The sequence below is a fragment of the Pseudomonas sp. WS 5027 genome (genome assembly GCF_012985695.1).
GTDB classification, from domain to species: domain Bacteria; phylum Pseudomonadota; class Gammaproteobacteria; order Pseudomonadales; family Pseudomonadaceae; genus Aquipseudomonas; species Aquipseudomonas hygromyciniae.
This window is the reverse complement of sequence record NZ_JAAQWU010000014.1, coordinates 166,908-189,640: the sequence shown is the minus strand read 5'-3', so window position 1 is coordinate 189,640 and position 22,733 is coordinate 166,908. Positions and strand designations below refer to the sequence as shown.

Genomic DNA, 22,733 nt, shown 5'->3' with positions numbered 1-22,733 from the left:
GCGCTGGGCTGCGAAGCAGCCCCAAAACCAGCCGCTGCGGTGTATCTGGTACAACGCATTCGGGTTATTGGGGCTGCTTCGCAGCCCAGCGCGGGCGATGCGGCGTTCCGACAAGCCCGCTCGCCACGGAGGAGTTCGTCAGTTTCTGAAAGTTGTGTAGATACCTATGGCTATCGCAGGCAAGCCAGCTCCCACACAGTGTCTTGCGCGGTGTCAGGGCCGGTAGAGGTGGGCATGGCCTGCGCGATACAGCGAGGATTCGCTAAAGCTGTCACTGGCCAGCACCCGGCCCACCACAATCAGTGCCGTGCGCCTGAAACCCTTCGCCGCGACTTTTTCGACAATATCCGCCAAGGTGCCAATCGCCCAATCCTGATCCGGCCAAGTCGCCCGGTGCACCACGGCTATTGGGCAGTCTGCACCGTAATGGGGTAACAGTTCGCTGACGATCTTCTGCAGATGATTGACCCCCAAGTGCACCGCCATGGTCGTGCCATGGCTGGCCAGACTGTCGAAGGCTTCACCCGCCGGCATCGTGGTTTTATCGGCATAGCGGGTCAGGATCACGCTTTGGGCGATATCCGGCAGGGTCAACTCGGTCTCCAGCAAGGCGGCACAAGCGGCCACCGCCGTGACGCCTGGAATGATCTGGAAGGCAATCCCCAGCTCGCGCAAATGGCGGATTTGCTCGCCAATGGCCCCATACAGGCTCGGGTCGCCTGAATGTACCCGCGCCACGTCCTGGCCTTTTTCATGGGCGTCCTTGATCAGGTCAATGATCTGCTCCAGGTGCAATTCGGCGCTGTTGACCACTTTTTCAGCCTGATGGCCTTCGAGTACAGCGGCGGGTACCAGGGAGCCGGCATAGATAATCACCGGGCAACTGCGGATCAGCCGCTGGCCCTTGACGGTAATCAGTTCCGGATCGCCGGGGCCGGCGCCGATGAAGTAGACGGTCATGGGGACATTCCTGTGAAAAAGCGGGTGAGGCGGGCTGTAGATGAAGACCGCTCATGATCAGGGTGGGGGATTATCGGGAATTCATCCGGCACACGCCAATGCAAAGGTGGCTTGCGGGCTCTTTTGGCGCGGGATCAGCAGCCGGGCGGGGCGCTGGGCCAGGCGTTCGGCCAGCGCCAGGGCGGCGCTTTCGGCGATGCCGTAGCAGCCGGTGTGGGCAAAGGCGACAGCGGACCGGTGACTCAGTTGCGCCGCGTGGCTTGCCAGTTGCTCGGCACTGAAAAACTGTAGCGGTAAACCCAGGTCGGCTGCCAGCGCCAGTAATCCGGGCTCATCCTGCTTGCGGTCGATGCTGGCCAGCGCGGTGATTTGTCGAGGGTCGATGCCAGCACCAGCCAAGGCTGTATTAAACAGCGCTAATAACGCCTCGACGCTGCAACCGCTCTGGCAACCCAGGCCGACCACCAGGGCCGGCGTAGTGTTCATGCCGAGTACTGATCGTCGCGATTACGCCGGAACCACCAGGCGCTGATCAGGCCCAGGGCCAGCCAGAACGCGATGTTGGTCAACTGCGAAGCGATCTTGAACTGCGCTTCCAGGGCTTCTGGGGCGAGCATCGAGTGCACTTGCGGTTGTGGTGCGCCGATCACATGGGGCACGGCCAGGATCGCGATGCCAAGGATCTTCAGCAGCCAGTTGCGGCCAAACACGATCAGCGCAATGCCGGCGGCGGTGGAGGCTGCGGTGCCGATCCACCAGATCTGCCGTTGCGCCAGGTCCGCCGCCGCGGTGCCGGGCAGTTCCGGGGGCAGGCCAAGGGTCGGCGCCAAGACAAAGGTCGCATAGCCGGCCAGGCCCCAGAGCAAGCCCTGGGCGGTGCGGGTCGGGGCACGCAGGGTGTAGAGGCCGGCGAGCATCAGCGCAAAACCTACGGCGACCACCAGGTTAGCACCGGTGGTAGACAGCACGCGCTGCCAGCCATCTTCAGGCTCCCAGGCTTGGGCGTCGTGGCTGTGGGCCGCAGCGCCAGGCGCATGCTCATGCTCATGCGCCTGGGTCGCGACCGGGGCGTTTTCGAAGGTTTCCGCCTGCAGAATCAGCGGAGCCACCCAGAAACTTTGCAACAGGGTCAGTAACAGGGCGGCCAGCAGGCCGCTGAAACCTGCGGTTTGCGCAATTCGCTTGATCATGTCGGCAGGTCTCAATGGCACGGGAAGGCGGCGCTGTGGCGCGTATCGTGGGCGGCGTTGTGGACGGCCTCGATATGCGAAAACCCGGCGAAATACACCAGGCACGCGCCGAGGATCGACGCACCGATGGCGGCGGTCAGGCGTTGGCTCAGGGTGGCGGTGTGGCTGGCGGAGTGCGAGGTGCTGCTGATGATTGACATGGCGCGTCCCTTTCGAGTGTCAGGGTGGTACGAGCGCATGAAAACCACGCGAGCCAGGCAAGCAGGGTTCTGAACAGCGCCCGCCCACCGCGGGTTTGTTATCTGATTTTTCGGGCCGGTCTCCGGGCTTGCGAGGGACACTGGGTCATAAAAGCATCGCCTTCCCATGCCGCTAGGCACAGTGGATCTGATACTTCGCTCGCTTACCGTTGCGGGGGCAGCACCGGACTGTCATGCAGGCATGGGTCACCGGTTTCCCGTTTCACCCTGTGAAGGGCACCTGAAACAAGATGTGTAGGAGAGCATGGCCAGGGTGATTCCGTCAATTGAGCGAGTGCACTCGCGCAGAAAAGTCCTGAGTTTGATGCCCGATTCATATCAAAAAATATGAAAAGATATTCGTCTGTTGCCGAAATATAAAAATATCTTCTGAGCATATATGTAGCTGCACCGGTTCTAGGCGCGATAGTTGGGTGGTGTTGCGCGCAAACGGTTTGCTAACGTCGCCTCAACAACTAATAGTGAGACAGCGTATGTAGGGCTTAACGGTCGAGCGAGGAACGCCAAACTTCTTTTCAGCGAATCATGACGGTGACACTCCTGTCGATTAACTGAAACTAAAGGTGGTTATCTTGAATATTTCAAGCAGCACGCAACATCCCCAATACGCTGGGGCCTCGCTCCCGCAAGAGCCAGAGGGTGAGAATCCTTCTACAGCGGCGCGGCATACCAAACCGTCTTATACCGTCCTGCAGGCCGCCCAGCAGATCACGCGCAACGACCTGAGGTGGTCGGATCGAAATGGTGACGGCGTGACGCAAATCTGCGTTTCATTCGACAAACTGGCACCGGGCGAAACGGCGTTCAATACCGTCCAGAAACACCAGGCCAGGCTGGTCATGCAGTCGTGGGCCGATGTGGCGAACGTAACATTCCAGGAGGGTATCGCTGAACCGGAAGGCCTGCTGGCATTTGCCAATAGCCAGAATGTAGAAGATGGGATCGCTGGTTGGACAATGCTTCCCGGGCAGGTCGGTAAGGTGCTGGTGAATTCCAAGTACAAAGAACATGCGGCACCGGCACTTCACAATAATCCGCGCGGCACCCTGCTCCATGAAGTGGGTCATCGTATCGGCCTTTTGCATCCAGGTGATTATGACGGTGTTGGAATGAACTACCGTGACCACGCCGAATATGCGCAGGATACGGAGAGTTATTCGGTCATGAGCTACTTCAGAGCAGCGGAATCTGGCCACAACATTGCAGGTTGTCGCCCTTCGGCACCCATGCGCGATGATATTGCGGCAGTCCAGCGACTGTACGGTTCTAACTACCAAACACGTAACACCGATACCACCTATGGTTTTAACTCCAATGCCGGGCGCGACTATTACCAATTGGATCGCCCCAGAGATGTGGCGTTGTTTTGCGTTTGGGACGGTGGCGGGGTCGATACATTGGACTTTTCCAAATATAAGCAAAATCAGCTGATCAACTTGCGAGCTGAGGAGCTTTCCAATGTAGGCGGGTTAGAGGGGAACGTCTCGATTGCCAGAGGCGTGACCGTGGAAAATGCGATTGGAGGCTCGGGCAATGACGTGATCATCGGCAACCACGCGGACAACGTGATCAAGGGGGGCGCAGGCGCGGACCACCTGCGGGGCGCAGAAGGCGCGGACACCTTTGTGTACGACGACGCCAACGACTCCACGTTGAGCGCGCCCGACTTTATCGTGGACTTTGTCAGCGGCAGCGACAAGATCGACATTTCGACCCTGCTGAGCAAAGCCGGAATCGACAAACTGACGTTCGTCCGGCAACTGTCCGGCAAAGCGGGTGAGACCTTTCTGGACTACAACCGCAGCAAAAATCAGTCGACATTGGCCATCGACCTGACGGGAAAGGGGCGTTTCGACTTTTTTGTCAGAAGTCATGGCCCGATCAATCCGCCCGATCTCATCACCAAGGCTGCGGGCGCACAGCACTACACCTGACGAATTGAGATCCAGGGCAGTGAGCAAGGCCGCTGGTCGCGTGCCTTGCTCGTTGTCCATGCACTGCGCGATCCGTTCTCCAACCCCATCCTGTCTGGTTTTATGGGGTTGGTATTCCCCTGCAAGGGATGTTTTCAGTTCCGTCAGGCCTATCGATTGCTAGTGGGACAGGTGCCTGGCTGATCAGGTTTTATCCTTAGGATACAAATCTGATTCTGGGCTTGTTAGGCAGCCTGTTAATCAGGGAGTCAAGGTTGGCATGATCGAACCTTTGGTCTTGCAATCCTCGCCCATCCCAAGTGAAACCAACTCCGATATCCAACTCGTTAAGCAGGCGAGAACGGTTGAGAAGTTCCTTGGCAACTGCTGACGCGTGTGTAGAAAAGGTTCGAGTGGTAGGCAGCAGGCCGGCGGCTTCTTTCAATTCATTGAAGTTAACGTACTTGTCACCGGCCCCCGCTGCATACTCATTAAAGTGGTTCTTCACTTCTTGGAGTAGGCGCTTGTTGCTGTAGGACGAAGGAGAACTCACTTGAGATGATGCCCTCGGTGTCGCACGCGTTGTGCGACTGCTGCCACTGGTGTCATCCGTCCACTGGTTCTGGGCGGTGTCGGTTTTGGCGGGGATTTGCTGGTTGCGGTTGTCGCCCAGCGTGAGGGGCGGGGTGTAGATGCTATTGGGTTGAAGTATTGAAAGTGTCATGACAGATCCTCGAATGTATTGCTGTATTGGGCGCTCACCGCAATTGCACTCCTGTAGCAGTGCCGACAGGGCTGCAACGGGACGAGCCGATAGGTGTGTGGCGCTCGCAACAAATCCGTTCCTCGTCGAGATGCGCAAAGTCATACAGAGTTTCAATCCAAGCTGGCGTGTAAATTTTTGATCTCGGCTTGCCGACATTGACCCGCTCACTAGCACTGCGTAGCCTTGTGCCTTCGAGGTTCTTCGGCCCAGGTCGAAGCTAAGAAGGGAACGCGGTCGATGCCGCGGCTGCCCCCGCAACTGTAAAGGGTTCATCTGACTGCCACGCCACTGCCTGAACAGGCGGGAAGGCGCAGTCAGCGCCAGCCACAAGGCCAGCAAGCCCCAAGCCAGGAGACCTGCCTCGCAACCGATTTTCCAATTCAACCGGGCGGGGTGATCCGGTGACGAAATCTGCCGCTGCGCGCCGTCGCAGGGCCTATCGTCCCGTATGCCCGCCCCAAAGGGCATCCGATGAAAACACTGGCCAAACTCCCCGTCACTATCGTCACCGGCTTTCTGGGTTCGGGCAAAACCACCTTGCTGCGCCATATGCTGGACAACGCCCAGGGCCGCCGCATTGCCGTGATCGTCAACGAATTCGGCGAGCTGGGCATCGATGGCGAGATCCTCAAGCAGTGCTCCATCGGTTGCACCGAGGAAGAAGCCAACGGTCGGGTCTATGAGCTGGCCAACGGCTGCCTGTGCTGCACCGTGCAGGAAGAGTTCTTCCCGGTGATGCGTGAACTGGTGGCGCGCCGTGGCGACTTGGACCATATCCTCATCGAAACCTCCGGCCTGGCCCTGCCCAAGCCTTTGGTGCAGGCCTTCCAGTGGCCGGAAATCCGCAGCGCCTGCACGGTAGACGCGGTGATCACCGTGGTCGACAGCCCGGCCGTGGCTGCCGGCACCTTTGCCGCGTTCCCGGACCAGGTCGACGCCCAGCGCAAGCTGGATCCCAACCTGGACCACGAATCGCCACTGCACGAGCTGTTTGCCGACCAACTGGCCAGCGCCGACCTGGTGATCCTCAACAAAACCGACCTGATCAGCGCCGAAGACCTGGCCCGTGTACGCCTGGAAGTGGCCGAAGAACTGCCGCCGGCAGTGAAAATCGTCGAAGCCAGCAGCGGCCGTCTGCCCCTGGACGTGTTGATTGGCCTGGGCGCGGGTTCCGAGGAGCATATCGACGGGCGCCATAGCCATCACGATCACCACCACGAAGGTGAAGACGATCACGATCATGATGCGTTTGATTCCATCTCCATCGACCTGCCCCAGGCGGATGAAGCGCTGCTGCTCGACGCCCTGACCCAATTGGTGGTGCAGCACGGCATCCTGCGGGTCAAAGGCTTCGCCGCGATCCCCAACAAACCGATGCGCCTGCTGATCCAGGGCGTGGGTACGCGCTTCGACAAGCACTTTGACCGCGCCTGGGGGGCTGACGAAGCACGCATCACGCGCCTGGTGCTGATCGGCCAGGACCTGGACGCAGCGGGCCTCGAAGCGCAATTGCGCGCCGCCCTCAGCGTTTAACCCATGCATCTGCTCAGGACCCAGCCCGGTGGTTTCGTCTCCGATGACAACATCGCCGACCTTGGACAAACTCCCGCCGAGCTGGTGATCCTGTGCAGCGGTGATTCCAGCCTGGCGCTATTGGCCGAAGCGGCCCAGCAACTGCCCGACGACTACCCGAGCCTGCGCCTGGCCAACCCGATGCAGGTGCAGAACCACGCGTCGGTGGACCTGTATGTGGACGAAGTGCTGCGCCACGCCAAGGTCATCCTGATATCCCTGCACGGTGGCATTGGCTATTGGCGCTACGGTATCCAGCGCCTGGTGGAATTGGCCGAGCAGGGCGTGCAGTTGATCCTGGTGCCGGGGGATGATCGTCTCGATCCCGAACTCAGTGGCCTGAGCACCGTGGATGCGCCGGCGCGTGACCGCCTGTGGCACTTTTTGCGCCAGGGTGGACTGGGGAACGCACTGGATTTCTATCGCTGCCTGGCCAGCAGCTATCTGGAGCGAGATTACGCCTGGGACGAGCCACAAACCCTGCCGCGCACGGCGATTTATCATCCGCACAAGGCCAATGCGCGCCTGAATGACTGGCAGGCAGACTGGAACGCCGCATGGCCGGTGGCGGCGGTGCTGTTCTACCGCTCGCACTTGCAGGCGGCCAATACCGCTTTTATCGATGTGTTCTGCCAGCGCCTGCAGGCCGCGGGCCTCAACCCGCTGCCAATGGCGGTGGCCAGTTTGAAAGAGCCCGGCTGCCTGACGGTGGTCGAGGATCTGCTGGACGAGGTGGGGGCGGCGGTGATTCTCAACACCACCGGCTTTGCCCAGTCCAGCCCCGAAGCGCCCCATCTGCGCCCGTTCCGCCGCAATATCCCGGTGATACAGGCCATCTGCGCCCAGGACAACCAGCCCGGCTGGGAAGCCAGCGAGCAAGGCCTGGGCCCGCGCGACCTGGCCATGCACATCGCCTTGCCAGAACTGGACGGGCGGATCATCAGCCGCCCCATCAGCTTCAAGGACCTGGCCTGGCGCAGCGAGCGCAGTCAGTCGGATGTGGTGTGCTATCGCGCCGCGCCCGAGCGTATGGATTTCGTGGCCGAACTGGCACGGCGCTGGGTCGAGCTGGCACGGGTGCCGAATGCCGATAAACGCATCGCCCTGATCCTCGCCAACTACCCGACCCGCGACGGGCGCATCGGCAACGGTGTGGGCCTGGATACCCCGGCCGCCGCCTTGAATATCCTGCGCGCTCTGCAAGCGGAGGGTTATCCGCTGCCATCTACCTTGCCAGACAGCGGCACGGCCTTGATCCACGAGCTGCTCGGCGGTGTGACCAACGATCTGGACAGCCTCGACCTGCGCCCCTGCCACCAAAGCCTGGGCATGGACGATTACCAGGCGATGTTCAATCGCTTGCCCGAGGCCAACCGCCAGGCCGTGTTGGCACGCTGGGGCTCGCCCCATAACGATCCGATGTGCCGTGACGGGCGTATGATGATCGCCGGCCTGCGCCTGGGCCTGACCTTTGTCGGCATCCAGCCGGCGCGGGGTTATCAGGTGGATGCCAGCGCGGTTTACCACGACCCGGACCTGGTGCCGCCCCACGCTTACCTGGCGTTCTATTTCTGGTTGCGCCACACCTACGGCGCCCACGCTGTCATTCATGTGGGCAAGCACGGCAACCTGGAGTGGCTGCCGGGCAAGGGCGTCGGGTTGTCCGAAAACTGCTGGCCGGATGCGCTGCTGGGGCCGCTGCCCAATATCTATCCGTTTATTGTCAACGACCCGGGCGAGGGGGCCCAGGCCAAGCGGCGCACCCAGGCCGTCATCATCGACCATTTGATGCCGCCGCTGACCCGCGCCGAAACCTATGGCCCGCTGCGTAACCTGGAGTTGTTGGCGGACGAGTATTACGAAGCGCAATTACTCGACCCACGACGCGCCCTGGAGCTACAAAAGGACATCCTCAAGCTGGTGCGCGAAACCCGTATCGACCAAGAGCTTGAGCTGGATAACGATGCCGACGCTGCCGTCTGGCTGCCGCGCCTGGATACCTACCTGTGCGACTTGAAGGAGTCGCAGATCCGCGACGGCCTGCATATTTTTGGTGAATCGCCCGAAGGTCGCCTGCGTATCGACACCTTGTTGGCGCTGCTGCGCATCCCGCGTGGCGACGGGCGCGGCCCGCAATCGAGCCTGCTGCGCGTGTTGGCCAAGGCTTTTGAACTGGGCTTTGACCCGCTGGATTGCGCCCTGGCCGAACCCTGGACCGGGCGCCGCCCCGAGGTGTTGCAGAAGATCGACGACCAGTTGTGGCGCACCGCCGGCGATACCCGTGAGCGCCTGGAGTTGTATGCGGCGCGGCTGATCGAACAGGCGCTGGAAGGGCCGCTCGAGCAGCTTGAGGTGCCCGGTTGGGAAGATGTGAAATCGGTGATCGAAAGCCTGCGCATCGTCGTCGCGCCGCGCCTGGATGCCTGCGGTCCGGCAGAAATGCGCGGCTTGCTGGATGCCCTGGGCGGTCGTTTCGTGCCGGCGGGCCCCAGTGGTGCGCCGAGCCGTGGGCGCCTTGATGTACTGCCGACCGGGCGTAACTTTTTTACCGTCGATGTGCGCAATTTGCCGACCACCACCGCCTGGCGGATCGGCTTCCAGTCCGCAGACCTGATGCTTGAACGGCACCTGCAAGACCATGGTGACCATTTGCGCCAACTCGGGCTTTCGGTGTGGGGTACCTCGACCATGCGTACCGGCGGTGACGATATTGCCCAGGCCATGGCGCTGATGGGCGTGCGTCCGGTGTGGGCCACGGGCAGCCAGCGGGTCGATGACTTTGAAATCCTGCCCATCAGCTTGCTCGACCGCCCGCGAGTTGACGTCACGTTGCGGGTGTCCGGTTTCTTCCGCGATGCCTTCGCCAACCTGATCCGGCTGTTCGATGCCGCCGTGCAGGCGGTAGCGGCGCTGGACGAGCCGGACGACATGAATCCCCTGGCAGCCAAGGTACGCAGCGAGCGTGATGCGCTGCTCAAGTCTGGCCTGGATGAGGAGGCAGCGGCCAAGCAGGCTGGCTGGCGTATCTTCGGCGCCAAGCCCGGCGCCTATGGCGCGGGCGTACAGGGTGCAATTGACGGTCGCCTATGGCAAAGCCGCGAAGACCTGGCCGAGGTCTACCTCAATTGGGGCGGCTATGCCTATGGCGGTGCCGATGAGGGCACCGCCGCTCGCGAACAGTTCGCCCAGCGCCTGAGCCAAGTGCAGGCGGTGTTGCAGAACCAGGACAACCGCGAGCACGATCTGCTCGACTCCAATGACTACTATCAATTCCAGGGTGGCATGCTCGCCGCCGTGGAAACCCTCAGTGGCACCAAGGCCGCCAGCTACCATGGCGATCATAGCCAGCCGGACCTGCCGAAAATCCGCACGCTGAAGGAAGAGCTGAACCGTGTGATCCGTTCCCGCGCGGCCAATCCCAAATGGATCGAAGGGGTCAAGCGCCACGGCTATAAAGGCGCGTTCGAGATGGCGGCAACGGTGGACAATCTGTTCGCTTTCGACGCTACCACCGCGCTGATCGACGATCATCAATATGCATTGCTGGCCGATGCCTATCTGCTCGACCCCGACACCCGGGCGTTTGTGCAACAGCACAACCCCGATGCCCTGCGTGACATGACCGAGCGCATGCTCGAAGCCCAGCAGCGCGGCATGTGGCAGGAGCCTGGGGCGTATCGCGAGGCATTGGAAAACCTGTTGCTGGACATAGAAGAAGACACCTGATGTTGATCGTATGCCGTGATGCTCAGTGCCACTGTAGGAGCGAGCTTGCTCGCGAAAAACCCAAGGGCAACGCGCTCATCAATACTCGCGTCAACGTTGACTATTTTCGCGAGCAAGCTCGCTCCTACAGGGGCGCGACAGAAATCATCGAGATATCAGTATGACTGACACCCCGCATTTTCCACTGTCGGCTGTAGTCGGCGCCGACGACCTGAAGCTTGCGCTATGCCTGGCCGCCATCGACCCGAAGATCGGCGGCGTGCTGATCGAAGGTCCGCGTGGCATGGCCAAGTCCACCCTGGCCCGCGGCCTGGCGGATCTGTTGGCCAGCGGGCAGTTTGTCACTTTGCCCTTGGGCGCCACTGAAGAACGGTTGGTGGGCACCCTGGACCTGGACGCGGCCCTGTCCGAAGGTCGTGCGCAGTTTTCCCCGGGCGTGCTGGCCAAGGCTGACGGCGGCGTGTTGTATGTGGACGAAGTCAACCTGCTGCCCGATCATCTGGTGGACCTGCTGCTCGACGTCGCCGCCAGCGGCACCAACCTGATCGAGCGCGACGGTATTTCCCACCGGCATCCGGCGCGTTTTGTGCTGATCGGCACAATGAACCCGGAAGAGGGCGAATTGCGCCCGCAACTGCTGGACCGCTTTGGCTTCAATGTGGCGTTGAGCGGGCAGACCCTGCCGGCCGAGCGTGGGCAGATCATCCGCCGGCGCCTGGATTTCGACAGCGACCCTGCGGCCTTCTGTACACAGTGGGCCGATCAACAAGCGGCATTGCGCGAGCGCTGTACCCAGGCCCGTGCGCGCCTGGACAGCATCGCCCTGGATGATCAGACCCTGGCGCAGATTAGCCAGCGCTGTTTTGCCGCCGGGGTCGATGGCCTGCGTGCCGATCTGGTGTGGTTGCGCGGGGCGCGGGCCCATGCGGCGTGGCGTGGTGCTGCGGCCATCGCTGAAGAAGATATAGAGGCCGTTGCCGAATTTGCCCTATGTCACCGTCGCCAGGAACACTCTTCGCCTGCCAGCACGCCCGATCAGGGCCAGGCGCCCCAACCATCAGATACTTCTTCGGGCCAAGGCCAGTGGGGCGATATGCCCGCGCCTGCGTTGCCCATGGGCGCTCGCCGAGAGGTGCCGGCCTGGCCAAAAAAGCCCTAGGCATCCGCCCCCGATCTGACACGGGGGCGGATGCCCGCCCCAAAGCCGGGCGATTGGCCAGGGGCCGGCAGGGTAAGGCGCGTAGCGCGCAGCAGGGCGTGGTCAACTGGCCGGGCACCTTGCTGGCGGGCAGACCGCAGTCCCGCGAAGACTTGCGCTTTCACCTGCGCAGCCGCTCGGCCCATGAGTTGTGGCTGGTCATTGTCGATGCCTCGGCGTCCACGCGGCGCCATCAGGCGTTGAGCGATGCCAAGGGCTTGCTGGCGCAGGTGTTTGACGATGCCTATCGGCAGCGGGCGCGGTTGGCCTTGTTGACCGCCAGCGGGCAGGTGCCGAACTGGCAGGTCCAAGGCTTGAAGGCCGCGAGGGGCTTGGGCCGCTGGTTGGATGGGCTGGGCGCGGGCGGCGGGACGCCGTTGCTCGCTGCATTGACCGAGGCCGGGCATTGGCTGGTAGCACGGCGCAAGCGGTATCCGGCTGAACAGCAGCGATTACTGGTGATTACCGATGGCCGGTTGAAAGACATCGGCGCATTGCCAGTGCTGCAGTGCCAGGGCTTGCTGGTGGATATCGAACGTGGGCCGATACGCTTGGGGCGGGCCCGGGAGCTAGCTGCGGGGTTGTGCGTGGATTATCGGCATATTGATGGTTTGTAGGGCTTCTGTGGCGAGCGGGCTTGTCGGAACGCCGCATCGCCCGCGCTGGGCTGCGAAGCAGCCCCAAAACACCCGCCGCGTTTCTTCAGATAAACCGCGATGTCCGGGTTTAGGGCTGCTTCGCAGCCCAGCGCGGGCGATGCGGCGTTCCGACAAGCCCGCTCGCCACAGGGGAGGTCGTCAGTGTCTGAAAATTGTGTAGATACCGATGCTGCGATGAGGCCTTCAAATCCCCCACCGGAATATCAGCCCGCCCCCGGCACATTCGGCCAAAGATCCGCCACCAGAAACAGCCGCTCCGCTTCCTCCCACTCCTCGCCATTCTGAATCATCCGCACCAACAACTGCGCCGGCGCCATCGGGTCAAGGTCGGCGAGCCAGCATTGCATCTGTTCTGCCGTCCACACGTCCTCTGTCGGGTAATGCGCCGGTGCGAGCCAGGCGTGGCGGGGCAGGGGTTGCCTGCGGCCCGTCGGGCTGTTGCGGATAAAATCCAGCCAATCACGCTGATGCAACCAGCGCCCGCGCAAATGCTGGGGATGGGCGCCGAGGGGCGGCGCCGCCTCACCGGGCCAGGGGTACAACAAGTAACCTCCCAGCCACAGATGGGCATCGAACTGCTGGATATCCAGGGCCGCCAGCACCTCCCGGCTTTCGGCTCTGGCCGAGATGGGCAGTTGATGATCGGCCAGGTGCGCCAGCTTGCGGTCGAGGCGGTCGTGACAACCTGGGCCGAGCCATTGCGCGGGATCACGACCGTCACCGTCTTGCGGGCCCAGGTAGAGCTTGATCGCCAGTTCCAGGTGATGCACGCCGTCACGGTCGCGCAGCAGCATATCCAGCTCACCCAAGGTATGCCCGGCCTGGCGGATCGGCAGGTTGGCCGCCAGCAATTGCACGCCGGGGGCGTGTTGCACGGCAAACTGCCACAGACGTTCGTAATACAGGCCCAGGCGGCGGGTGCGGGCCAGGCTCAGCCAATGCTGCAGGGGGCTGCTGTCCTGGTCCAACTGCCTGACCCATTGCTCCAAAGCCTCGGGCCGCTGTACCCAGTCACTGCCGGCCAGGGGGTGGCGTTGCGGCCAGGGCGTCTGGGCCAGCATCGGCGGGGCGAGGATGACCCACGCCAGATCCCGCACCTCGGGATGACGCAACTGACGGGGCAGGTAGTACAGGTCGGGAAACGGATTCATGGTCCGAGCATAGCTGTTTCCTACTCGCCGCGGGACTGTGGCTGGCGTTGAGAACTGTTGTCGTCTGGGCCTTGCGGCGACAAAGGATTTTGTCTAATGCGGCCTTTCGCCCATAATCGTTCTTTTTTGCCAGACCCAAACCCTGCAGGAGCCCCATGGAGCAATTTCGCAATATCGGCATCATCGGTCGCCTGGGCAGTACCCAGGTTCTGGACACCGTCCGCCGGCTGAAAAAGTTTCTGCTTGAGCGCCACCTGCATGTGATCCTCGAAGACACCATCGCCGAGATTCTGCCTGGCCACGGCCTGCAGACCTCGTCGCGCAAAATGCTCGGTGAAGTCTGCGACATGGTAATCGTGGTCGGCGGCGACGGTAGCCTGCTGGGCGCCGCCCGGGCCCTGGCGCGGCATAACGTGCCGGTGCTGGGGATCAACCGGGGCAGCCTGGGGTTCCTCACCGATATCCGCCCCGATGACCTGGAAGTCGAAGTGGCCAAGGTGCTGGACGGCCATTACCTGGTGGAAAACCGCTTCCTGCTGCAAGCCGAAGTGCGCCGCCACGGCGAAGCCATCGGCCAGGGTGATGCCCTCAACGATGTGGTGCTGCACCCTGGCAAATCGACACGGATGATCGAGTTCGAGCTGTACATCGACGGCCAGTTCGTCTGCAGCCAGAAGGCCGACGGCCTGATCGTCGCGACGCCCACCGGTTCCACGGCCTACGCGCTGTCGGCGGGCGGGCCGATCATGCATCCCAAGCTCGATGCCATTGTGATCGTGCCGATGTACCCCCATATGTTGTCGAGCCGGCCGATTGTGGTCGATGGCAACAGTGAGCTGAAAATCGTGGTCTCCAAAGACATGCAGATCTACCCGCAAGTCTCCTGTGACGGGCAGAACCACTTTACCTGCGCCCCCGGTGACACCATCACTGTGAGCAAAAAGGCGCAGAAGTTGCGGTTGATCCATCCGCTGGATCACAACTACTACGAAGTGTGCCGCACCAAGCTGGGCTGGGGCAGCCGCTTGGGGGGTGGAGGCGACTGATGCTCGATCCCGCGCGTAGCTACGACCTGATTGGTGACGTGCACGGTTGCGCTCATACCCTTGAGCACCTGCTCGACCAGATGGGTTACCACAAGCAGGGCGGCACCTGGCGCCATCCTTCACGCATGGCGGTGTTCCTCGGCGATATCATCGACCGTGGTCCGCGCATTCGCGAGGCACTGCATATCGTCCACGACATGGTCGAAGCCGGCCAGGCGTTGTGCATCATGGGCAACCATGAGTTCAACGCCCTGGGCTGGAGCACCCTGGCACCGCCCGGCAGTGGCAAGCAGTACGTGCGTGAACATTCGCCACGCCATGAGCGGCTGATCCACGAGACCCTGACCCAGTTCGAACATCATCCGGGCGACTGGCATGACTTCCTCGGCTGGTTCTACGACATGCCGTTGTTTGTCGATGCCGGGCGTTTTCGCGTGGTGCATGCCTGCTGGGATTCGGGGTTGATCGAGCCGCTGCGCAGACAATTCCCCGACGGATGCATTGACGAGCACTTCCTGCAGGCGGCAGCGGTGCCTGGCAGTTTTGCCTGCAACGCCTTCGACCGCCTGCTGCGCGGCACCGATATGCGCCTGCCGGACGGCCTGACGCTGACCGGCGGCGACGGCCTGACTCGTTCGTTCTTCCGCACCAAGTTCTGGGAGGACGACCCGAAGACCTACGGCGACATCGTGTTCCAGCCTGACGCCTTGCCCGACCCGGTGGCGCGTACGCCTTTATCCTCGACTGAGAAAAACTCCCTGCTGCGCTATGGCGTCGATGAGCCGCTGTTGTTCGTCGGCCACTATTGGCGCAGCGGTAAACCGGCGCCGATCCGCCCGAACCTGGCCTGCCTGGACTACAGCGCGGTGCTCTACGGCAAACTGGTAGCGTACCGGCTGGATCAGGAAACCCGCCTCGACCCGCACAAGTTCGTGTGGGTCGATGTCGAGCGCCCCGAGGTGATTTCATGAGTACCGTAGCGGTATTGCGCTTGCCACTGAGCGTCGACCTGGGTGGCTTCGTCAAACTGTTGCAGCGGATGCAGGTGCCCCATCGCGTCAGCGAAGAGGCCGGCGAGCAGGTGCTCTGGGTGCCGGACGCGATCAGCGAGGACGTGCGCAGCCTGTATCAACGCTTTCCCGCTGGCGACCCGGACCAGCAGCTGGATATTCCTCAGGAACCGGTAGCCAAGCGCCCCGGTTTTGTCCAGCAATTGCGCCATAGTCCGTTGACCGCTGGTGTGTTGCTGCTGAGCCTGATCGTCGGTGCCGTCACGATGCTTGGTGACAACCTGCAAACCATGAGCTGGCTGACGTTCCTGAATTTCCACGTGGCCGGCGAATATCTGTACTTCACTCCACTGGCCGACAGCCTGGCGGCGGGGCAGTGGTGGCGGTTGGTAACGCCGATGCTGATCCACTTCGGCATCCTGCACCTGGCGATGAATGGCATGTGGTACTGGGAACTGGGGCGGCGCATTGAGTCGCGCCAGGGCAGTATCAACCTGCTGGGCCTGACCCTGCTGTTCAGCCTGGCGTCCAACTTCGCGCAATATACCTTTGGCGGTCCTGGCCTGTTTGGCGGTTTGTCTGGCGTGCTGTACGGCCTGCTGGGCCATTGCTGGATCTACCAGATGCTCGCGCCCAATCCGGCGTATCGCCTGCCGCGTGGTGTGCTGGTGATGATGCTGGTGTGGTTGTTGCTTTGCCTGTCGGGGCTGGTCTCGATGATCGGTTTCGGCGAAATCGCCAATGCGGCCCATGTCGCCGGCTTGGTAGTCGGATGCCTGACGGGCTTGCTGGGCGGCTTGTACAGCCGTCGCAGGCAGGCCCGGTAACCCTCCTATTTGTTAAGGAAGAGTCTTATGTCCTCTTTTGCTGAAATGATCGAAAACATCACGCCGGATATCTACCAGAGCCTCAAGCTTGCCGTGGAAATCGGCAAATGGTCCGATGGCCGCAAGCTCACCGCCGAACAGCGTGAACTGTCCCTGCAGGCGATGATTGCCTGGGAGCTGCAAAACCTGCCGGAAGACCAGCGCACCGGCTACATGGGCCCGCAGGAATGCCAGTCCAAATCGACCCCGGTGGAAAACATCCTGTTCAAGTCGGATGCCATCCATTGATTGAGATTGGCCGTGGTGCAGTCAGCAAGATGTCGGCGCAACTGGGTTCGCCGACGGTTCAATACGCCTTTCGCCTGGGTGATACCGAGGTGCCGGTCAACCCGTTGATTGGCACGCATATACGCCTGGAATACCTCGGTGCGATCCACTGCACCCATTGCGGACGCAAGACCAAGACCAGTTTCAGCCAGGGCTATTGCTACCCGTGCATGACCAAGCTGGCCCAGTGCGACCTGTGCATCATGAGCCCCGAGCGCTGCCATTTCGATGCCGGCACTTGCCGCGATCCGGCCTGGGGCGAAAAATTCTGCATGACCGACCATGTGGTGTATCTGGCGAATTCGTCGGGGATCAAGGTCGGCATCACCCGCGCCACCCAGTTGCCCACGCGCTGGCTGGACCAGGGGGCAAGTCAGGCGTTGCCGATCATGCGCGTGGCCACGCGCCAGCAATCTGGCTTTGTCGAGGATGTGCTGCGCAGCCAGGTCGCCGACAAGACCAACTGGCGCGCCTTGCTCAAGGGCGATGCGGCGTCGGTGGATCTCAAGCAGGTGCGCGACGAGTTGTTCGTCTCCTGCGCCGACGGCCTGCTGCAATTGCAGGAACGCTTTGGCCTGCAGGCCATCCAACCGGTTAGCGATATCGAGCCCCTCGAAATCCGCTACCCGGTGGAGCAATATCCGGCCAAGATCGTCAGCTTCAACCTGGACAAGAACCCGATTGCCGAAGGCACGCTGCTGGGGGTCAAGGGCCAATACCTGATCTTCGATACCGGCGTTATCAATATTCGTAAATACACGGCTTACCAGCTCGCCGTGCATCAGTAGAAGGATTTCACGCATGCGCACCGAACAACCGAAGATGATCTACCTGAAGGACTATCAGGCGCCCGAGTACCTGATCGACGAGACCCACCTGACCTTCGAGTTGTTCGAGGACCATAGCCTGGTCCACGCGCAGCTGGTGATGCGCCGCAATCCCGAGCGCGGCGCCGGCCTGCCGCCGCTGGTGCTGGACGGCCAGCAACTGGAACTGCTGAGCGTCGCCCTGGGCGACCAGGAGCTGAGCGCCGCCGACTACCAGTTGAGCGACAGCCACCTGACATTGCAGCCAATCAGCGACAACTTCACTGTCGACACCAGCGTGCGCATCCACCCGCAAACCAATACCGCCCTGGAAGGCCTGTACAAGTCCGGCGGCATGTTCTGCACCCAATGCGAGGCCGAGGGCTTTCGCAAGATCACCTACTACCTGGATCGCCCGGACGTGATGAGCACGTTCACCACCACGGTGATCGCTGAGCAGCACAGCTATCCGGTGCTGCTGTCCAACGGCAACCCGATCGCCAGCGGCCCCGGCGAAGACGGTCGGCACTGGGCAACCTGGGAGGACCCGTTCAAGAAACCGGCCTACCTGTTCGCTCTGGTGGCCGGTGACCTGTGGTGTGTCGAAGACACCTTCACCACCATGAGCCAGCGCACCGTCGCACTGCGTATCTATGTCGAGCCGGAAAATATCGACAAGTGCCAGCACGCCATGAACAGCTTGAAGAAGTCCATGCGCTGGGATGAAGAGGTCTACGGTCGCGAATACGACCTGGATATCTTCATGATCGTGGCCGTGAACGACTTCAATATGGGCGCCATGGAAAACAAGGGCCTGAATATCTTCAACTCCAGTGCGGTGCTGGCCCGCGCCGAGACGGCGACCGACGCCGCGCATCAGCGGGTCGAAGCAATCGTCGCCCACGAGTATTTCCACAACTGGTCGGGCAACCGCGTGACCTGCCGCGACTGGTTCCAGCTGTCGCTCAAGGAAGGCTTCACCGTATTCCGTGATTCGCATTTTTCTGCGGACATGAACTCGGCCACCGTCAAGCGTATCCAGGATGTGGCCTACCTGCGCACTCACCAATTCGCTGAAGATGCAGGACCCATGGCCCACGCCGTGCGCCCGGACAGCTTCATCGAGATCTCCAACTTCTACACCCTGACCGTGTACGAAAAGGGTTCGGAAGTGGTCGGCATGATCCACACCTTGCTCGGCGCCGAAGGTTTCCGCAAAGGCAGCGACCTGTACTTTGAGCGCCACGACGGCCAGGCCGTGACTTGCGATGACTTTATCAAGGCCATGGAAGACGCCAACGGCGCCGACCTGACCCAGTTCAAACGCTGGTACAGCCAGGCCGGTACGCCACGTCTGGCGGTGAGCGAGTCCTACGACGCCGCAGCCAAGACCTACAGCCTGACCTTCCGTCAGAGCTGCCCGCAAACCCCGGACAATGTGGAAAAGCTGCCGTTCGTGATTCCGGTGGCCCTGGGCCTGCTGGACGCCGATGGGGCTGACCTGCCGTTGCGTCTGGCTGGTGAAGCCGTCGCGACGGGCACCTCGCGGGTGTTGTCGGTGACGCAGGCCGAGCAGACGTTCACCTTCGTTGATATCGCCGAACAGCCGTTGCCTTCGCTGTTGCGTGGTTTCTCCGCGCCGGTGAAGCTGAGCTTCCCCTACAGCCGTGACCAGTTGATGTTCCTGATGCAACACGACAGCGACGGTTTCAATCGCTGGGAGGCGGGCCAGCAACTGGCGGTGCAGGTGTTGCAGGATTTGATCGGCCAACACCAGCAGGGCCAGGCCCTGGTGCTGGATCAACGGCTGGTCAATGCACTGCGCAGCGTGTTGAGCGACGACAGCCTGGACCAGGCCATGGTTGCGGAAATGTTGTCGTTGCCGGGCGAAGCCTACCTCACCGAAATCAGCGACGTGGCGGATGTCGACGCGATCCACGCCGCCCGCGAATTTGCGCGCAAGCAGTTGGCCGACCACCTGTTCGAAGGCCTGTGGCTGCGCTATCAGGCCAACCGCGACCTTTCGCGCAACACGCCTTACGTGGCGTCGGCCGAGCACTTCGCCCGCCGTGCCCTGCAGAACATCGCGCTGTCGTACCTGATGCTCAGTGGCAAGCCCGAAGTGCTGGCCGCGACCCTGGAACAGTTCGACGCGTGCGACAACATGACCGAGCGCCTGACCGCATTGGCGGTACTGGTCAACTCGCCGTTCGAGGCCGAGAAGGCCAAGGCCCTGCAAGTGTTTGCCGAGAACTTCAAGGACAACCCACTGGTCATGGACCAATGGTTCAGCGTCCAGGCCGCTAGCGTATTGCCGAACGGGCTTGCGCGGGTCAAGGCGCTGATGCAGCACCCGGCGTTCAATATCAAGAACCCGAACAAGGTGCGTGCGCTGGTTGGCGCCTTCGCCGGACAGAACCTGATCAACTTCCACGCGGCCGATGGCTCAGGCTATCGCTTCCTGGCTGACCTGGTCATCGAGCTGAATGCCTTCAACCCGCAGATTGCCTCGCGGCAGTTGGCGCCGCTGACCCGCTGGCGTAAATACGATAGCGCCCGCCAGGCGCTGATGAAGGCTGAACTGGAGCGCATCCGCGGTTCGGGCGAGCTGTCCAGCGATGTGTTTGAGGTGGTCAGCAAAAGCCTTGCATAGGGCTGACTATCCAGCAGGGGCTCCCGGTAATGAAGGTGCTTGTCTGTAGTGAAGGTGCCGTCTGTAGTAAAGGGGCTTGTCTGTGGCGAGGGGGCTCGTCCCCCGCTGGGCTGCGCAGCAGCCCCTGTAGCCCCTGAGCTCTATCTGACACACTGCTTTGCAGCCCTGCGGGGGCGATACGGCGTTCCGGCAAGCCCCCTTGCCACAAACAAACCCCTCTCCACAGATGAGCTCTCTGGCCATGGAACGGTATGATTTTTGATTCACCCCTGGCCGCGTATCAGCAGGCCCTGCACGCGGGTTTTGTCGAGGACGATGCCCAGCGCCATGCCGTGCAAATCTTGCAGGATTGCCATGAGGCCTTGCATCAGGGCGCCCATGGTCCCGTGACCGGCGTTTATCTCTGGGGGCCGGTGGGCCGTGGCAAGACCTGGTTGATGGATCAGTTCTACCAAAGCCTGCGGGTGCCTGCGCGGCGTCAGCACTTTCATCACTTCATGGGCTGGGTCCACCAGCGCTCGTTCCAACTGACCGGCACCCCCGACCCCTTGCAGGCCCTGGCCCGTGAGTTGGCCGGGGAGGTGCGGGTGCTGTGTTTTGACGAACTATTCGTCAATGACATCGGCGATGCGATCATCCTCGGGCGTTTGTTCCAGGTGATGTTCGACGAAGGCGTGGTGATGGTCTGCACCTCCAATCAGCCGCCGGAGCAACTCTACGCCGATGGTTTCAACCGGGAACGCTTCATGCCGGCCATTGAGGCAATCAAGGCCCATATGCAGGTGGTGGCGGTAGCGGGCAGTGAAGATCACCGCCTGCATCCCGGCACCGCTGAGCAGCGCTACTGGGTCGATGAGCCCCAGGCACTGGCACAGGTATTTGAGCGGTTGAGCTCGGGACAAGCCTGCAGCGATGCACCGGTGGTCGTGGGCTCACGCAGCATTGCCACGGTGAAATCCTCTGCCACGGTGCTGTGGTGTCGCTATGCCGATTTGTGCGAGCAACCGTTGGCGGCCATGGATTTCATGCAGCTGTGCGATCGTTACAGCGCCATATTGCTCGGCGAAGTCCCCAGCTTGAGTGCTCAGCAGCGTTCTGGACGGATTGCCCGTGGCACCGAAGACGGCGCCCAGCGCGTGGAAGCGGGGGATCGTGAGTTGCCGCAATTGTCTGTGCACGACGACGGTGTGCGGCGCTTTATTGCCCTGGTCGATGAGTGTTACGACCGCAAGGTACCGTTATACATCGAAGCCAAAGTGCCTCTGGTGTCGCTGTACACCGAGGGTTATCTGGAGTTTGCCTTTCGACGGACCCTCAGCCGCTTGCAAGAAATGCAGCTACAGCGCTTCGGCAGATAATGGCTTTGAGCCACCTTTTGTCGATTGCAAGCGTGATAGCGCTTTCCTGCACAAACCTGTAGTTAATCTCCTTCATCTATGGCCGACGGCCCGCTTACAATCGAGGTTTTGTGGGGAGGTAATCCCTGCCTAACTGCTATCGAGGAAGGAAATGGAAGCCGCAGAAATACTGGTGCTGCAAGCCAGCTACAGCAATCCTGTGCAGGCCGAGGCCATTGGCCTGTTACTCAATCACTACGCACAAGATCCCATGGGCGGGGGCAAAGCCCTGTCCGCCGATTTGCTGGCGCAACTGCCGGCTGAATTGGCCAAGCGTGCCCATGCATTCAGCGTACTGGCCTTTGTCGGGGGTGAGCCGGCCGGGCTGGTGAACTGCTTTGAAGGGTTCTCGACCTTCGCCTGCCGCCCGTTGGTCAACGTGCATGACGTGGTGGTCATGGAGCAGTTCCGTGGCCTGGGCCTGAGCCAGAAAATGCTGCAAAAGGTCGAGGAAATCGCCCGTCAACGTGGCTGCTGCAAGATCACCCTCGAAGTGCTGGAGGGTAATCCGGTGGCACAGGCTTCGTATCGCAAGTTTGGTTTTGATGACTCGGTGTTCGACCCGGCCCATGGCCGCATGCTGTTCTGGAGCAAGGCGCTTTAAAGCCGTATCTACGCGAGTCGCTCTTCTGGGGGGGGACATAATCGTCGCACCGCCGCTCCCACAGGGGAATGTAGCTCCGCACTCTGGTTTTGCTGTTGCTCTGCTTTTGATCTTGATTTCAGGCGCCCCGTCAAACCACGATGGCCGATCGCGGCGGGCCGCCGTCAGGGCCGAACCCTAAGTGGCCGTAACCGCAGCAACGCAGATGTACACATACCAAGAAGATAGTTGTGTAGATACTCATGCTGTATTGAGGGACAAGCCCTCACCACAAACAGGTCACCACCGGGGCACGAGTGGCGCATCAGCTCTTGGGTTGCTCGCTGTCCCGCGCCTGTTCGACGGAGCCGGCTTCGGCGCCCTTGGCATCGGTCGCCGCAGTCTGTTCAGCATCGCTGTGGGTTTGCTTCTGGATGAAGCTGAAGTTGTTGAAGTGCTCCTTCACGCGTTCCGCGCCACCTTCGGCGAAGGCCGCAGCCGAGGTCAGGCCCAGCAGGCCGGCGAGCATCAAGGTTGAAAGTTTCATCGCATGTATTCCCATTAAAAGTGATCGGTATCTGCACCGTCCCTGATCAGATTTATGGGAATAGTCTGTAGGAAGCTTATTAAATGAGAATTAACGTCAAGAACATCCAAAGTTAACCACCCGGTTAACTTTGGACGGGGTG

At 61.4% G+C, this 22,733-nt stretch carries 20 protein-coding genes and 2 riboswitches; of the genes, 13 read left to right on the top strand and 7 right to left on the bottom strand.

Annotation, left to right across the window (positions count from 1 at the left end; all coding sequences use genetic code 11):
- Window positions 1–213: 213 nt before the first annotated feature.
- The 4 genes from cobM to HBO09_RS18465 form a co-directional block, all read right to left on the bottom strand.
- Window positions 214–960 carry a precorrin-4 C(11)-methyltransferase gene (gene cobM / locus HBO09_RS18480; RefSeq protein WP_169995305.1) on the bottom strand — a complete coding sequence of 249 codons (747 nt, stop codon included), beginning with the start codon at window positions 958–960 and terminating at the stop codon, window positions 214–216.
- An 81-nt stretch (window positions 961–1,041) separates the two neighbouring features.
- Window positions 1,042–1,446, bottom strand: a complete 405-nt coding sequence (locus HBO09_RS18475) for a cobalamin biosynthesis protein (RefSeq protein WP_169995306.1) — start codon at window positions 1,444–1,446, stop codon at window positions 1,042–1,044.
- Window positions 1,443–2,150 carry a CbtA family protein gene (locus tag HBO09_RS18470; protein WP_169995308.1) on the bottom strand — a complete coding sequence of 236 codons (708 nt, stop codon included), beginning with the start codon at window positions 2,148–2,150 and terminating at the stop codon, window positions 1,443–1,445. The genes HBO09_RS18475 and HBO09_RS18470 overlap by 4 nt, the downstream gene beginning before the upstream one ends.
- An 11-nt stretch (window positions 2,151–2,161) precedes the next feature.
- Window positions 2,162–2,350, bottom strand: a complete 189-nt coding sequence (locus HBO09_RS18465; RefSeq protein ID WP_169995310.1) for a CbtB-domain containing protein — start codon at window positions 2,348–2,350, stop codon at window positions 2,162–2,164.
- Between the two features lie 95 nt (window positions 2,351–2,445).
- Window positions 2,446–2,649: riboswitch (cobalamin riboswitch) on the bottom strand.
- 333 nt (window positions 2,650–2,982) lie between these two features.
- Between HBO09_RS18465 and HBO09_RS18460 the strand changes: the two genes are divergently transcribed.
- Window positions 2,983–4,344 (top strand): M10 family metallopeptidase C-terminal domain-containing protein, encoded by a 1,362-nt coding sequence (locus tag HBO09_RS18460; RefSeq protein WP_169995312.1) that lies wholly within the window; start codon window positions 2,983–2,985, stop codon window positions 4,342–4,344.
- Window positions 4,345–4,540: 196 nt separating this feature from the next.
- On the opposite strand, the gene HBO09_RS18455 is transcribed toward HBO09_RS18460, so the two are convergent.
- A complete protein-coding gene (locus HBO09_RS18455; RefSeq protein WP_169995314.1) occupies window positions 4,541–5,047 on the bottom strand; it encodes a hypothetical protein in 507 nt (168 codons plus the stop codon).
- 219 nt (window positions 5,048–5,266) lie between these two features.
- A riboswitch (cobalamin riboswitch) is annotated at window positions 5,267–5,468 on the top strand.
- A 92-nt stretch (window positions 5,469–5,560) separates the two neighbouring features.
- Between HBO09_RS18455 and cobW the strand changes: the two genes are divergently transcribed.
- The 4 genes from cobW (at window position 5,561) to HBO09_RS18435 (ending at window position 12,202) form a co-directional block, all read left to right on the top strand.
- A complete protein-coding gene (gene cobW / locus HBO09_RS18450) occupies window positions 5,561–6,622 on the top strand; it encodes a cobalamin biosynthesis protein CobW (RefSeq protein WP_169995316.1) in 1,062 nt (353 codons plus the stop codon).
- 3 nt (window positions 6,623–6,625) lie between these two features.
- Window positions 6,626–10,387: a cobaltochelatase subunit CobN gene (gene cobN / locus HBO09_RS18445; RefSeq protein WP_169995319.1), complete on the top strand. Its 3,762-nt coding sequence runs from the start codon at window positions 6,626–6,628 to the stop codon at window positions 10,385–10,387.
- A 160-nt stretch (window positions 10,388–10,547) separates the two neighbouring features.
- Window positions 10,548–11,546 carry an AAA family ATPase gene (locus HBO09_RS18440; protein ID WP_169995321.1) on the top strand — a complete coding sequence of 333 codons (999 nt, stop codon included), beginning with the start codon at window positions 10,548–10,550 and terminating at the stop codon, window positions 11,544–11,546.
- A 53-nt stretch (window positions 11,547–11,599) separates the two neighbouring features.
- Window positions 11,600–12,202: a VWA domain-containing protein gene (locus tag HBO09_RS18435; RefSeq protein WP_178120328.1), complete on the top strand. Its 603-nt coding sequence runs from the start codon at window positions 11,600–11,602 to the stop codon at window positions 12,200–12,202.
- A gap of 245 nt (window positions 12,203–12,447) precedes the next feature.
- Here HBO09_RS18435 and HBO09_RS18430 read toward each other — a convergent pair whose 3' ends face one another.
- Window positions 12,448–13,395 (bottom strand): DUF1853 family protein, encoded by a 948-nt coding sequence (locus tag HBO09_RS18430; protein WP_169995325.1) that lies wholly within the window; start codon window positions 13,393–13,395, stop codon window positions 12,448–12,450.
- 155 nt (window positions 13,396–13,550) lie between these two features.
- On the opposite strand from HBO09_RS18430, the gene HBO09_RS18425 reads away from it, so the two are divergent.
- The 8 genes from HBO09_RS18425 (at window position 13,551) to HBO09_RS18390 (ending at window position 22,065) form a co-directional block, all read left to right on the top strand.
- On the top strand, window positions 13,551–14,441 hold the full coding sequence (locus HBO09_RS18425) for an NAD(+) kinase (RefSeq protein ID WP_010210870.1): 891 nt from the start codon (window positions 13,551–13,553) through the stop codon (window positions 14,439–14,441).
- Entirely contained in the window at window positions 14,438–15,412 is a 975-nt protein-coding gene (locus tag HBO09_RS18420) for a metallophosphoesterase (protein WP_169995588.1), read from the top strand. Before HBO09_RS18425 ends, HBO09_RS18420 begins: the two co-directional genes overlap by 4 nt.
- Entirely contained in the window at window positions 15,409–16,278 is an 870-nt protein-coding gene (locus HBO09_RS18415) for a rhomboid family intramembrane serine protease (RefSeq protein WP_169995327.1), read from the top strand. Before HBO09_RS18420 ends, HBO09_RS18415 begins: the two co-directional genes overlap by 4 nt.
- A gap of 27 nt (window positions 16,279–16,305) precedes the next feature.
- Window positions 16,306–16,566 carry a DUF1315 family protein gene (locus HBO09_RS18410; protein ID WP_029291449.1) on the top strand — a complete coding sequence of 87 codons (261 nt, stop codon included), beginning with the start codon at window positions 16,306–16,308 and terminating at the stop codon, window positions 16,564–16,566.
- Window positions 16,563–17,393 (top strand): DUF2797 domain-containing protein, encoded by an 831-nt coding sequence (locus HBO09_RS18405; protein ID WP_178120329.1) that lies wholly within the window; start codon window positions 16,563–16,565, stop codon window positions 17,391–17,393. Before HBO09_RS18410 ends, HBO09_RS18405 begins: the two co-directional genes overlap by 4 nt.
- Before the next feature lie 13 nt (window positions 17,394–17,406).
- Complete coding sequence (gene pepN / locus HBO09_RS18400) at window positions 17,407–20,064, top strand: aminopeptidase N (RefSeq protein WP_169995329.1); 2,658 nt, start codon at window positions 17,407–17,409, stop codon at window positions 20,062–20,064.
- 251 nt (window positions 20,065–20,315) lie between these two features.
- Entirely contained in the window at window positions 20,316–21,422 is a 1,107-nt protein-coding gene (gene zapE, locus HBO09_RS18395; protein WP_169995331.1) for a cell division protein ZapE, read from the top strand.
- 151 nt (window positions 21,423–21,573) lie between these two features.
- Window positions 21,574–22,065 (top strand): GNAT family N-acetyltransferase, encoded by a 492-nt coding sequence (locus HBO09_RS18390; RefSeq protein ID WP_169995333.1) that lies wholly within the window; start codon window positions 21,574–21,576, stop codon window positions 22,063–22,065.
- Window positions 22,066–22,369: 304 nt separating this feature from the next.
- Here the strand turns inward: HBO09_RS18390 and HBO09_RS18385 are convergent, their stop codons facing one another.
- On the bottom strand, window positions 22,370–22,591 hold the full coding sequence (locus HBO09_RS18385; RefSeq protein WP_169995335.1) for a hypothetical protein: 222 nt from the start codon (window positions 22,589–22,591) through the stop codon (window positions 22,370–22,372).
- Window positions 22,592–22,733 lie beyond the last annotated feature (142 nt).

Excerpts from the sequence above, each read along its gene's own strand:
- zapE (WP_169995331.1), top strand. The coding sequence starts at position 20,316 with ATGATTTTTGATTCACCCCTGGCCGCGTATCAGCAGGCCCTGCACGCG.
- HBO09_RS18410 (WP_029291449.1), top strand. The coding sequence starts at position 16,306 with ATGTCCTCTTTTGCTGAAATGATCGAAAACATCACGCCGGATATCTAC.
- HBO09_RS18455 (WP_169995314.1), bottom strand. The coding sequence starts at position 5,047 with ATGACACTTTCAATACTTCAACCCAATAGCATCTACACCCCGCCCCTC.
- HBO09_RS18470 (WP_169995308.1), bottom strand. The coding sequence starts at position 2,150 with ATGATCAAGCGAATTGCGCAAACCGCAGGTTTCAGCGGCCTGCTGGCC.
- HBO09_RS18415 (WP_169995327.1), top strand. The coding sequence starts at position 15,409 with ATGAGTACCGTAGCGGTATTGCGCTTGCCACTGAGCGTCGACCTGGGT.
- HBO09_RS18390 (WP_169995333.1), top strand. The coding sequence starts at position 21,574 with ATGGAAGCCGCAGAAATACTGGTGCTGCAAGCCAGCTACAGCAATCCT.
- cobN (WP_169995319.1), top strand. The coding sequence starts at position 6,626 with ATGCATCTGCTCAGGACCCAGCCCGGTGGTTTCGTCTCCGATGACAAC.
- pepN (WP_169995329.1), top strand. The coding sequence starts at position 17,407 with ATGCGCACCGAACAACCGAAGATGATCTACCTGAAGGACTATCAGGCG.
- HBO09_RS18475 (WP_169995306.1), bottom strand. The coding sequence starts at position 1,446 with ATGAACACTACGCCGGCCCTGGTGGTCGGCCTGGGTTGCCAGAGCGGT.
- HBO09_RS18430 (WP_169995325.1), bottom strand. The coding sequence starts at position 13,395 with ATGAATCCGTTTCCCGACCTGTACTACCTGCCCCGTCAGTTGCGTCAT.
- cobM (WP_169995305.1), bottom strand. The coding sequence starts at position 960 with ATGACCGTCTACTTCATCGGCGCCGGCCCCGGCGATCCGGAACTGATT.
- HBO09_RS18465 (WP_169995310.1), bottom strand. The coding sequence starts at position 2,350 with ATGTCAATCATCAGCAGCACCTCGCACTCCGCCAGCCACACCGCCACC.
- HBO09_RS18440 (WP_169995321.1), top strand. The coding sequence starts at position 10,548 with ATGACTGACACCCCGCATTTTCCACTGTCGGCTGTAGTCGGCGCCGAC.
- cobW (WP_169995316.1), top strand. The coding sequence starts at position 5,561 with ATGAAAACACTGGCCAAACTCCCCGTCACTATCGTCACCGGCTTTCTG.
- HBO09_RS18425 (WP_010210870.1), top strand. The coding sequence starts at position 13,551 with ATGGAGCAATTTCGCAATATCGGCATCATCGGTCGCCTGGGCAGTACC.
- HBO09_RS18385 (WP_169995335.1), bottom strand. The coding sequence starts at position 22,591 with ATGAAACTTTCAACCTTGATGCTCGCCGGCCTGCTGGGCCTGACCTCG.